The following is an 11,426-nucleotide window of genomic DNA, read 5'->3' as shown; positions in this document are numbered from 1 at the left end:
TGCACTATGTTTCATTATACTTTAATTCTTCTATACGCGCTCAAAATTTCAAATCACATCAGCCGCTTTTGAATATACACTCATTTTTAAAGTCCAACTTATTTTCAGTTCATACACCTACAATATACAAAATCAGTAAACTAACTAAGAAATAATAAGATAATAGCGCGCACTGTTAATAGTTTGTTTTGAATATGTAGCATAATCCGTACAATCTATCCACTTGTATTTATCTAATTTCTTTTCTAGCTTTTCACTAATTTCGTCTTCAATCTCGTGCATTAAAGCAACCGTTTCGTAAATGCTCATCCCAAAACGTTCAGCTGCTTGGTGGTGAGGAGACTGCTGTTTAAGGAGTGTTAAAAACTGTTTTTTCGTCTCAGCTTTTTGCGCTAAACGATCTTCGACTCCCTCAATGAATTGATATAGCATTCGCTTGTTAAAAGGAAGAGAAGCAATTATATCTCTTGCAAAAACCTCCATCATCTTTTCATTCATGGTCACTCCACCCTTCAACTTTAAAACAAATCATAGTTTTACTTATTTAGTTTTAATTATTATAAACGTAATGATTACGATTTACAATGTGGCATTCTTCCTAAACCAATGAAGAAAGTGAAAAAGCCGCTCTCTTATTAATAAGAAAACGGCTTTGGTATGAGCGATGAGGGATTCGAACCCCCGACCCCATCCCTGTCAATTACTGTAAGTGAACAAGGGCGAAAATTGAGTTCACGATAATCCTACAAGGCTGACGTAACAACATTTCGTACATTCTATTGAATTAATCATACTCTATTTGACCAAAATACTTCAAGTATTTTTTAACTAAAATATTTAAAACAATAACCTGTAGAATGTTGTTTACCAGTTTTCAAATAATGGTGGATGGTTGGACGTTTGATATTTAATAATTCACTTGCATATCGTATTGAATCATAAACAGTGTTCTCATTTTCCTTTATTGCAATTAATTTTCTACTAAAAGTGGCTTTGCGTATTTTTGCTTTTAGGTCATCTGTTTTTCTTTCACTGTTGCACCAGCACCAATTATAATCGTCCTGATATTGAGCCATGAGTTTCATTTCATAATCGTAAGCTGTTTTATGATTATCAAAATAAGCAATAATTTCTATGTCGTATTCGCCGTTATGTTTTGCTACTTCTTCAAGCCATTTCTTTGGTCGTTTAATACGTTCGTATGCTCGCTTTGGATTGCCACCCTGCCAATTAGAACCTACGTAAAAAACTGTATCTGTATTTTTAATCTTATGTATGTAAACGTAATACTTCATTTGTTTGCCTCAAGTATTTAATACTGGTATTATATTTAAGTTTTTTCTGAAGTAAACGTGCTTCATAACAATAATTTTTGCTATAGGTGAAGAAAGGTTGTAGATTTTGGAATATAGGTTGTAGGAGTGTCGTAAGAAGATTGTAAATAGATTGCAGTTGTATGAAATGCAACGATGCGGAAAAGTTATAGTTTACGCAATCAATAGTTGTAGAATATGCAAAAACCAAAAAGCCAGCCCACAATCGAATTAACGAAAGTAAGCTGACTAAAAATATCATAAAATTTCTATTTTAATATATGCACAGAAAAACAAAAATCTAGTAATCGACATACCATTTTTCTACATTTTCATATCTAATTTGGATTAAAACCTTAACTTTGTCTCTTCACTGAGTACCTCATTAATATTCAGTATCGACATTTTACATATAATTACATTTATTACAACTTAGAATATATATCAGAGTTAATTCATATATCGTTTTACCGAAAAAAATTCTTACAGATTCCTGTTAAGGACAGTTATTTATTTTGAAATTGATAATCTTTTCCCCAACTAAAAAAGGCCTTCCATGCTTGGATAGACCTTTTTATTCATAAAGGATAAACTTTTACAAACCTTTTTACTAATCCATTTTCTTCATGTTTCCATATACTGTTAGCTATACTTTTTTCCCGTTTTAAAAAATCATCTATTTCCTGACAATTCACTTGTGCTTGAGATCTTTTAAATGCGTACTTAATCCATAAGAGTCCTTCATGGTTTACCGATTGCATTCTAGGTGGAACTTGAACCACAAAATCTTTACCATTTTCTGTAAGTAATGCCCTCTGCTGAGCTTGTGCTGCTTTGAATACCACTGTATCTGATTGCCCCCGTAACCCTAATGAATGAATACTTACTACATCGTAACCTAGCTGTTCAAATATTGTTTTTGCTCTTGGAGTGATATTTTCATCTAAAAGTAATTTCATCTTATTCCTCGAAAAAAGGGCTGTTCAATAAATCTTCTACATAGGAGAGAGAAGCTTTAACTTGGGCTTCAGACAGGTCATAATCTTCGCAAATTTCTTCAATACTCATATCATCATTCAGACACGATATAACTAGAGAGACAGGGATTCTTGTACCTTTAATTGTAGGCATACCACTAAGAATTTCTTTATCCATCACGGTTTCTGGATGTTTAAAAATTACTGACTTTAAATAGTCTATTCCTTTCACCTCAACCACCCAATTCTTTTCAGTCTGGTGGTAAACATTATATGCAAAAGAGTTGCTTCTTAACCCTATATTTCCGTCATTCCATGAGGAGTTCAAGGAGAAAACTATAGGTTCTGGTGACTGACTAGGAACTTTTATCATCTTTTTTTCAGGTTTAAGAACAGACGACTTATTATCTAGACAAAAATCAGTTATCATATTTTAGCCTCCTTTTTTTCAAGGGATTCCATATTACTATATATTCCCTTAAGGTTTTCAATAAGCTTAAGCATCTCTTTTTTTGATAATTCTAACGTCAATTTATTGTAGTTATCATTTTCTTTTTCTCCATAAACATCTGCAGATATGAAATTAAGTAATGCTGTATACGCAAGGACTTCTGTGGGTTTTTCTTGACTTCGCTTAGTAAGAATATCATAATCAAAACCTTCAAGTACATTATTCTTACTGTAGCAATGCACATTTATAAATTCTAACCTTTCGGGAGTCAAAAAGATTTCTGATATAATTTTTATCTTATCTCGATCATAATTTTTTGGGTTAATTCCTGTTGCTAAAGCTTGAGATATCCTCACAATCTCGAAAGCCACTTTAATAAATTCCTCATGTGATATATTGACACTTTTTTGAATCTCTTCTTCAACTTCCTCAGTAGCTCTAAATTGAGCAGAATGATTTAACCATTTTATCTCAATTTGCCCTTCAGAATACAATTTGGAAAATAACTCAACATAAGTTATATAGTCTTTATTTTCCATTTTAAACCCACCTCTTATTCTAAATATACTATTATATTTCTATTAATTTACCACTAATTCCTTCTTTTGTCACTAAAACTAAAATGTCTATACATATTGTATTTCACTATAATCATTAGAACTTTTAACTCACTTATCAATGTATCTACCCTAAAATTAATGAGTTAATTCCATTTTAAATTTGCGATATATTCTACTATGGTTCCTTAGACTGTTAATATTAAAAATCAGTCTATTGCTAAATACCTTATATTCCTTTATGTATCTCTAGAGAATAGTTCTCGGAACATTATGAAATTTTATGTTAATTTAATCACTAAAAAGCGTATTCTTAATTAACACAGCAAATAGCGTTTTTTATGATTCTTTTGGAAATAAATCTAAGGCTGTTTGGTCAGGATGTACCTCGTTTTTCTTCCTATTTCTATGAATAACAGGTGGAGGATCTTTTTTTCTCATTCTATCTGCCATCTGTTGAGCTTGTTCCTTAAACGACTTGTAGTTTATGGCTTTACATCCAGGCTTTACTTTTCTTAGTTTTCCAGTTTTTAAGCTTTTATCCCAAGTAAAGTATTCATGTAACTCATAGTTACTTCCTTCTATTAAAGCTTTTTCTATCTTATTTTCAATGTCTTTTCGCATCTGTTTTCCAATCTGTGCAGGATATAACCCAGGTACAGAAGATGTAACTCCAGGAGCAAGGTCAGATACTTTAAATTCTTCATGTCCTCCAATAGAAAGCGAAACTAGCTCGTAGACTACCAGGTTGATATATTTAAAAAGAGGTGTCTGTCCACCAACTTTAAAAACTTCATGAACTAAATCAGGATACTCAATAGCATCACTAAAATATTCATGAAGGTCATCATCTTCAAAGGTTCCCTGTGTTAATTCAATTTTAGTAGGTTTTTTAGAAATAGCTAAATGTTTAAAGTTATAGCCTTCTGTCTCTTTTTCGATTTTTTCTCTATTTATCTCATTGAAAACTAGGGTAATATCATGTGTATGAGAAGAAGGATTATCAGAAGCAACTCCCCCAACTATAACTAATTCATCTGATTTTAATTTACTATACCTTTCTAATTGATCTGGTTCCGTACCTCCACTTTTACATTCGCATGTTAAGGAATGGTTCTTATCTGGGTTATTCAAAATAATATCAAACTTAAGTTCTCGCACTGTTCCATTTTGTGTGACATCAAAATCTCTTTCAATCGATTCAATTCTATACCCTGTCTCAAAAAAGTGCCGAGGATAACCTGGAAGAACAAGAGTCATACTAGCTAAGATATTAACTAAGTCTTGTTCTAGATAAGTCGACTTTGAGCTCATAATTTACAACCTCCATCTTAGCCATTGCATCAACGTAGTGATTTAAGTTTGCAAACAGCCGTAGCAAAGTATTAGCACATGCATGTTTTGGCAATGATACCCTAATATAATCTGAAGTTATTTCAAAAGTTAATTTATTGCCATGATTACCATTATGCATATCAACCGCATAGACTCTGTATTGCTTATGCCCTATTTCATCTTCCATACCCCAAAGTCTAAATGGCTGATTGCCATTGAACATTAAGTCCACTAATTTTTTCGGTTCAATTTTTTTACTAAAAGTAATTGTAAAAGGATTTCCAGAAAGATAACCTTCTTCAAAAGACATTCCATATGTCTCAAACTTATCAATTACATCACCATATAGGTTCACTAACTCATAGACTAAACGAGAATGCCTAGAAAATGAATTGCCTTTAGCTGTTAGTTTGCCGTTATATTTTATGTCATCTATAATAAATTTACGGTCAGTACTTGAATCCTTAATACTATCTCCTCTTAAGATAGAAAGTTTAGAGATACCAAGCATGTTGTTTATATCAGAATTGATAAGGGTTTCAAAAAATGTTTTGGCGAAATGTCTTTTTACACTTAGAGAAACATCTTGAGTTTCTTCTGGTCCACCAATTTCATCGTTTTCAGGCTCATCAAGAGCTTGCTGAAAAGAAACAGACATACCCCAGAACTTACCAAAATCTATAGTTTGCAATAGCAGAGGAACAGGTAACCAGATACTATCGTAACCATTAGCGCTATAAAACTTTTTTATGAATGGATCGGACTGTTTGGTTGGATCAGCGGAATGAAATACCATATATCTGGGATCGGCTATATCCACATAAAAATCAAGTTGTTCCGTTTCTAAATAAATTAATGATTCTTCATTAGTTTCATGTAATTTCGTTTCAGAATCAATTTCTTTTGCTCTAGCAAGAACCGATGCTAAGACCCTATCTCTTAGAGGATTTTCTTTAAAGATATGCGTCTCAATGATGTAAGATTTAACTGCATTTCGACCGTAACTATATTTTTTATTAGATTTAATATCTTTATAATTGTTATTAAGGACTGCATCGAAATGATATTCTAACTCTGAACGAGTCAAAATATTTCCCATAATGTTCACTCCGTTATTTGTGACTTTACAATATTATACTTAATTCTAATGCTTTTTTCACGTTATTTCTGTTATTTCTGTTATTATCTTCTTATTTATTTACTAATTAATCCATTAAATTATGTCTTCAACTCTATATTTTGGCTTACTTGTTAGTTTACCCTTATATTCTTTATGGTAACAAAAATACCTCTATAATCTCACGTCAGTCTCAACAAAAAGAGCTTTTAACTAAAAAAGCCCTTTATTCATCCACTGCTCTAAGCACCTCAAGAAGCGGATTGCCTTCCCATGGATTATTTTTTTTATTTATTACTTTCATTTTTTCTTCTTCTATTCTTAACTTCGCTAGCTCATTTGCTAATCGTAATCGTTCTTTATAAGTTAAGCAAAGTTGTACCATATATCCACTCACTAATTTATCGAGCTTCATAACTTGTGTTAAGTGTTTTCCATATTCATCAGATAAAATGTCCAATTCGCTCATCGCATCCATCGCCTTACGATGAAAGACTAAGTATTGACAAAGCTGCGATAAATCTTCAGAGTCTGACAATGATAAATGTTCATGATGTGTAACAAAGTTCTGAAAGTGCTTTTTACCTTCATCATCTAAATATTCTGCTGGCTCAGGCTTTCCTATTTTTACACCCATTACTTTTGCTTCCTCTTCTTCTCTAATTCGTCTTGCCATTTTAGATAACTTTCTATTACTTAAATGTACTGATTTTAATGTGCTCATTATTATTTTTTCCTTTCGTCTCAAAATTCTAAATGCTGGGGAATTTTTTTTTTTGTACAGGGCACCTCTTTGTCCATCCACAGTCCTTGTTTTTTCTTTTTGGATGGGGGGCTATAAATGATGTATCACTTTAAATGATTTGTATTCGTATACACTCTTTCTCCTTAAATTAAAAATAACTGCTGCTTTAATTGACTTAAATAATATAATCATAGTGTAGGCACTTTCAGTTCTGAAGCTATCCAATTAAAATTCAATTTATTGCTATTGCCTAAGTCAAGATTGCAACGTCTACATACTGTAATTAAGTTCGCTTCGTCATATGCTAACTCAGGGTAATCACGAAAACTTTTGATATGATGACATTCAAGGTCTCCCATAATCAACTGTCCATATACAGCTTTACAGCGCTGACAGTGGTATTCATCACGAATGATAATTGACTTGCGGAGTTTTTGAAATCTCCTCGTACTGCTTGGATGTGTTTTATCTCCCCCACGTCTATATGTTTTTTTACATGGACAGTTAGTTGCAGACCCTGTTACTAGATTACCGCATCTGTTACATATCGTATTAAATTTCATAATAATGTTCCTCCTAGTTTAATGCTGTCAGAATAGCTACATAGTATATATATGCCAAACGCATGAAAAGTTAATATTTTCACGATATTTAGCACAAATGTAATATTTGTGTCAGCTTCTGTAAGTTATAACAACGAGGCTGAAAGCAACGATATGCGTGTCTGAAATACGCTAGTATTTCTAGCACAGTCGTTACAGCTTGCCTGTGACGACAAACATTAATCAACGTTAGTATTATTTTGATACTATCGTTATTTATTAAGCACATGTTCACACATCCTCTAATCTCCGATGGGTCTCGCTCAACCTTGGCACAAGACAAGCTTACGCCTTATCTGTCTCACTAACGCTCGTCAGATGCATATTGTTTTTCCTTTCTGATGTTAAATTACATAGTACAAACGAATTTATCCTACTCTGCACAAAACCTCACCTACTACTTGTCTTTTTATAGTAGATGAACAGTTGATGAGGTTCCTTGCAGAGACATTATTTACTTATGGAATAAAGTGTTTCTTGTTTACCATTTGTCGTTTTTCTGTTTTTAGATAACATATAACCATTCGATTCAAGGAATTGACTGATGATTTTAACTCCTGGCTTTTTACCCCGTGCATCTTTTACACCGAATGATTCATACATACAACTTCTAAATTCATCAAACGTAACTTTGTTCATTAATTTACCCAAATGAATTTCAATGAATGGGATTAATTTATATTCGATGTTTTCAGCAATTTCTTGTTTTTTCACAAGGTGTTCGTAATACGTATTCTTATGGTCAATACTTACATTGAGATATCCCATGTCTGACAATACATGTTCCATCACTTTATGAAGCGCCATATTTTGTACTTTGTTTTCGTTAAATTGCACTTTTGTATCCAATAAACGGTTCAAATAATTTAATCTGTAATACGATTTTGATACTAAACAAAAGTTAACTGTTAATATAGCAGTAAATACATTCTCTCCTGCATGACACATTTTTACTTTAATACATGAAACATTTTTATCTGTTTCATATTTTTCAATATCGTCTTTTAATTTCTCAGCAGTTTCATTATTTAATGAAGTAACTAATTCAGCATATTTTAAACGTTCCGCATATTCTTCAATGAACGCACCAGCACTTAAATTTTTATATGCGTCATACATCATCACTTGTTCCAGAGCCTGTTCCTTTTCACGTTGAAGAAACTTTCTATCCGTATTAACTACCCAAACCTTGAGCTTATCTTCAGCGTTGTTAATATTGAATCTTTTACGACCAATCATTTGTTTCATAGTTACAGGATCATAGTGATCAAGCAAAATAATATGTTTTAAATCTTCGTCCTTAAAATCGACTCCGTTATCGACAGCTGCATTTGCCACAGCACCGTCTTCATCAAATTTATGAAGTTCCACAAGATTTTGATATTTGTCTTTCATTTCTTTTATGATTTTGAAGTAACCGTGTCGGTTGTCCCACTTTGAATGATAAAATCCCACGCAACGAGAGTCGGTAGTTAATTCATCTGCCAAATTTGCAATTTTATTTTTGGTATAACTGTTATTCACAAACAAAATGTATTTTTCTGTTAATGGAATACCATTGATAATGTCATGAAAATCCTTATTTGTGGCGATACATTTAATTCGTTCGTTAAATCCAAGCTTATCCGAATAATCAATCGGCTTCATGTCAATTTTACGAACTTTAACGTAATCCTGTAATTCCTCTGGTGTAGCCGTAAACATAGTGCAAGGAATGTCTTTAGAACGTTCAATAATTCGAGTAAATACATCGTCTGTCTTTCCATTCCATGAATCCTGCAAGAAATAATGCGCTTCGTCCATGATGATTAAGTCAAACGCTTTTAGAAATTCTTCATAATTGTCAATTCTCCGTTGAGCAGCTTGATAGCTGTAGACATGTACCGAATTACGATAAACATAATAACCATCTTTTTCAAACGTCTGCATGAATGTTTCATCAATCGCCTTCAAATATTGTTCCAATAATGCAGATCGATTTACTAATAACAATACGCGTTTCATTCCAAATGGAGCTTTCATTGCCTGGTATTCGTTTTTCATTTCTTCAACAATTAAGTATGTCTTTCCACTGCCTGTAGGAGCTACACAAAGCTTTAAACCATTTATTTTAAATAAACTTTCTTTGTCTTCTGTTGATAACACTTGTGATAAATATTGCATGTTTAATTTCCTCCGATTTAAAAGGTCTTTATATATATTGTATTGAAGCTAAATCGATTGTAAGGAGAGCCACTTGAAAAAGGTTAAAATCGTACTTTTATACCTGTTTACGTTTGTATTCAGAGCCTTATTTCGGATTGAGAAGTTAATAGGAAGAGGTATAAAATATTGTAAAATACCAATTTTAGGAGAGGTGAGAAAATGGAGAACGTTATAGTTAAGTTAACGAAGGTATATTCAAACGGATTAATGGAGCAAGTGTACTTCATGTATTTAATGAAAGAATCAATTACAGAGTTAACAGCTCAGAAATAATTACACTGCTTCTTTAAGCAACAATTTTTATTTATATATATGGTAAAGCTTAATAGTACTAAGGATAAAGGAAGTAAAAAATTTCTGGGCGGCAAAATTTTTCTATTATACAATTAAATAAACTTATAAAAAGCGGAGTTGATAACGTGAGAAGAGTTTTGATGGAAAGTGCTGTAGACATGTTATTAGATAACTATAATTCAGCAGAGTTTAGAGAAGTTTTTTTTATGAGAGCTCTGGATTATCTGATTTATGATAACGAAGTTAACTTGCTCGCAGATATTCCATTGTTAGTAGAAGTAATATATGAAAAAAACGCCCACTTCTTAATCGAACCACTAAGAATATATGACCGATTGGCTAGTGAAGAAATTGAGAAATTACTTGCATAAATCAATATCTGATGAGTTACATAACAGGAGGAATAATAATGGGAGAAAAACACAAATTTGAAATGAACGTAAATGGAGAAACAATTAAATGGGAAGAAAAATCATATGCTCAAATCTTCCGCAACTTTTGGGCATATTTTATGGAAAAAGACCTTCAAAAAACAATTCATATAATCGAGCTTGCTGGTGTCAGAACTTCTGAAAGTGAATATTTCATTGCTAAGAATGGCGGTAAAAAGAAAAACATTTTTGTGAAAGATAACCTTTGGGTCTACACTCATTTAAACCCCCAAGCAATGGATAAAGTATACGCAAAGTTCATCAAAAGCTGGGAGGAACACTATGAAACTCCTCAACCTGAAACGTTTGGCGATGGTGTGCAACTCACAGAAAAAAACAAAGCTGAAGAAACACCAAAATTGAAAAATATTTACAAAAAAACTTTAGCAATGGATTTAATCCGTATGGGGCATGACCTGAATCACACTATGAGAAATCGAAATAATCCAAAATATCAAGTTTACGTAATGGTGGAAACCCCAGAGATGATTCGTGATATGTTATATATCTCGGAACGTGATAGAGTGAATAAACGGTATAACAATGTTAATAAATAACGGTTTGATATGTTTAATTAACGAGAGATATTAGTAATACCGCATATTCTTTTTCATAAAATAAAAAGGACATTGAACAAATTTGTTCAATGTCTCTCAGTTAGATAAAACTATTTAGATTGTTTTATTATTTTTTTCTTTTTGAAATCTCTTTTGTCACCAAAAAGGTTATTTATTATAAATACAAGGACATATATTATAAAAAGGCTAGCTGATAAACTTTTTATCGCAGGCACATAATCTTTTATAAAGTGACTTACATTTCCGTCCATTACATCAATGATCACAAAGAATAAGAAAAAAATGAATAATCCACAGAGATACTCAAAAACATCCTTGAATATAAAGAAAATATTCAGTGGAATGCCTACTAAAGGACTAATTGTTTTTCTATTCTTCCACCACTTAAAATCATTAGTACTCACTTTTAGTGTATCCCAAAATAAATGTTGAATATCGATACTTAACCATTTAAACGCCAAAGCTAAATCAGCCTCGTCTATAGTTCCTTTTCTAACTTGTACTGATAGTGCAAGAAATTTATATATTAATTCATCATCATGAAGCTTATACATGTTTTCATCGTTAGTATATTTTAGTATAAACTTTTTTATTTTTCGACTATTATAGTTTTGAATCTCCGTAATATCTATTGCTTCTCTATACATTTTACTTAAGACAGCATTGAAATCTCCATCAACCTTTGAATAAAACCTTTTCTGTTTTTCAGTAGCTTTACCAAATAAAAAAGCTAACAAAGTAGTTGTGATTGCAACAAGTAGCGGAACAAATCCCATCCATTCTTTCCATGATTCATTCAAAAAATCACTCCTCTTTTGAAA

13 protein-coding genes are annotated in these 11,426 nt (G+C 32.0%); 2 read left to right on the top strand and 11 right to left on the bottom strand.

Translation table 11 applies throughout. The features are described 5' to 3' along the window. Positions 1-144 precede the first annotated feature (144 nt). The 10 genes from ACMX9J_RS14365 to ACMX9J_RS14320 form a co-directional block, all read right to left on the bottom strand. Entirely contained in the window at positions 145-498 is a 354-nt protein-coding gene (locus tag ACMX9J_RS14365) for a hypothetical protein (protein WP_034269391.1), read from the bottom strand. 326 nt (positions 499-824) lie between these two features. Then, on the bottom strand, positions 825-1,295 hold the full coding sequence (locus ACMX9J_RS14360) for an NUMOD1 domain-containing DNA-binding protein (protein ID WP_416225888.1): 471 nt from the start codon (positions 1,293-1,295) through the stop codon (positions 825-827). Positions 1,296-1,891: 596 nt separating this feature from the next. Next, positions 1,892-2,272 (bottom strand): DUF5615 family PIN-like protein, encoded by a 381-nt coding sequence (locus ACMX9J_RS14355; RefSeq protein ID WP_416225887.1) that lies wholly within the window; start codon positions 2,270-2,272, stop codon positions 1,892-1,894. 1 nt (position 2,273) lies between these two features. Next, positions 2,274-2,720: a DUF433 domain-containing protein gene (locus ACMX9J_RS14350; RefSeq protein WP_416225886.1), complete on the bottom strand. Its 447-nt coding sequence runs from the start codon at positions 2,718-2,720 to the stop codon at positions 2,274-2,276. Next, positions 2,717-3,280, bottom strand: a complete 564-nt coding sequence (locus ACMX9J_RS14345) for a hypothetical protein (RefSeq protein ID WP_416225885.1) — start codon at positions 3,278-3,280, stop codon at positions 2,717-2,719. Before ACMX9J_RS14345 ends, ACMX9J_RS14350 begins: the two co-directional genes overlap by 4 nt. 357 nt (positions 3,281-3,637) lie before the next feature. Further along, positions 3,638-4,612 (bottom strand): hypothetical protein, encoded by a 975-nt coding sequence (locus tag ACMX9J_RS14340; RefSeq protein WP_416225884.1) that lies wholly within the window; start codon positions 4,610-4,612, stop codon positions 3,638-3,640. Continuing rightward, complete coding sequence (locus tag ACMX9J_RS14335) at positions 4,572-5,732, bottom strand: hypothetical protein (protein ID WP_416225883.1); 1,161 nt, start codon at positions 5,730-5,732, stop codon at positions 4,572-4,574. Before ACMX9J_RS14335 ends, ACMX9J_RS14340 begins: the two co-directional genes overlap by 41 nt. 244 nt (positions 5,733-5,976) lie before the next feature. Further along, entirely contained in the window at positions 5,977-6,474 is a 498-nt protein-coding gene (locus ACMX9J_RS14330; protein WP_416225882.1) for a hypothetical protein, read from the bottom strand. Positions 6,475-6,683: 209 nt separating this feature from the next. Next, positions 6,684-7,058: an HNH endonuclease gene (locus ACMX9J_RS14325; RefSeq protein WP_416225881.1), complete on the bottom strand. Its 375-nt coding sequence runs from the start codon at positions 7,056-7,058 to the stop codon at positions 6,684-6,686. Between the two features lie 489 nt (positions 7,059-7,547). Then, positions 7,548-9,260, bottom strand: coding sequence for a DEAD/DEAH box helicase (locus ACMX9J_RS14320; RefSeq protein WP_416225880.1), 1,713 nt, complete (start codon positions 9,258-9,260; stop codon positions 7,548-7,550). A gap of 461 nt (positions 9,261-9,721) precedes the next feature. Here ACMX9J_RS14320 and ACMX9J_RS14315 point away from each other — a divergent pair, with 461 nt between their 5' ends. Both ACMX9J_RS14315 and ACMX9J_RS14310 read left to right on the top strand, forming a co-directional pair. After that, the gene (locus ACMX9J_RS14315) at positions 9,722-9,967 is read left to right on the top strand and encodes a hypothetical protein (RefSeq protein WP_416225879.1); all 246 of its coding nucleotides are present in this window, start codon (positions 9,722-9,724) and stop codon (positions 9,965-9,967) included. A 38-nt stretch (positions 9,968-10,005) separates the two neighbouring features. Then, positions 10,006-10,584: a hypothetical protein gene (locus tag ACMX9J_RS14310; protein WP_416226061.1), complete on the top strand. Its 579-nt coding sequence runs from the start codon at positions 10,006-10,008 to the stop codon at positions 10,582-10,584. Between the two features lie 110 nt (positions 10,585-10,694). Here ACMX9J_RS14310 and ACMX9J_RS14305 read toward each other — a convergent pair whose 3' ends face one another. Beyond that, entirely contained in the window at positions 10,695-11,405 is a 711-nt protein-coding gene (locus ACMX9J_RS14305; protein WP_416225878.1) for a hypothetical protein, read from the bottom strand. Positions 11,406-11,426: the final 21 nt, after the last annotated feature.

Origin of the sequence: Priestia sp. RMT2NF4 (assembly GCF_047872835.1) — a bacterium.
Taxonomy (GTDB): domain Bacteria; phylum Bacillota; class Bacilli; order Bacillales; family Bacillaceae_H; genus Priestia; species Priestia zanthoxyli.
Note: the sequence above shows the minus strand (reverse complement) of the source record. Positions and strands in the feature narration are given on the sequence as shown.

Coding starts and splice junctions, on each gene's coding strand:
- ACMX9J_RS14355 (WP_416225887.1), bottom strand. CDS start 2,272: ATGAAATTACTTTTAGATGAAAATATCACTCCAAGAGCAAAAACAATA.
- ACMX9J_RS14325 (WP_416225881.1), bottom strand. CDS start 7,058: ATGAAATTTAATACGATATGTAACAGATGCGGTAATCTAGTAACAGGG.
- ACMX9J_RS14360 (WP_416225888.1), bottom strand. CDS start 1,295: ATGAAGTATTACGTTTACATACATAAGATTAAAAATACAGATACAGTT.
- ACMX9J_RS14310 (WP_416226061.1), top strand. CDS start 10,006: ATGGGAGAAAAACACAAATTTGAAATGAACGTAAATGGAGAAACAATT.
- ACMX9J_RS14350 (WP_416225886.1), bottom strand. CDS start 2,720: ATGATAACTGATTTTTGTCTAGATAATAAGTCGTCTGTTCTTAAACCT.
- ACMX9J_RS14335 (WP_416225883.1), bottom strand. CDS start 5,732: ATGGGAAATATTTTGACTCGTTCAGAGTTAGAATATCATTTCGATGCA.
- ACMX9J_RS14330 (WP_416225882.1), bottom strand. CDS start 6,474: ATGAGCACATTAAAATCAGTACATTTAAGTAATAGAAAGTTATCTAAA.
- ACMX9J_RS14365 (WP_034269391.1), bottom strand. CDS start 498: ATGAATGAAAAGATGATGGAGGTTTTTGCAAGAGATATAATTGCTTCT.
- ACMX9J_RS14320 (WP_416225880.1), bottom strand. CDS start 9,260: ATGCAATATTTATCACAAGTGTTATCAACAGAAGACAAAGAAAGTTTA.
- ACMX9J_RS14340 (WP_416225884.1), bottom strand. CDS start 4,612: ATGAGCTCAAAGTCGACTTATCTAGAACAAGACTTAGTTAATATCTTA.
- ACMX9J_RS14345 (WP_416225885.1), bottom strand. CDS start 3,280: ATGGAAAATAAAGACTATATAACTTATGTTGAGTTATTTTCCAAATTG.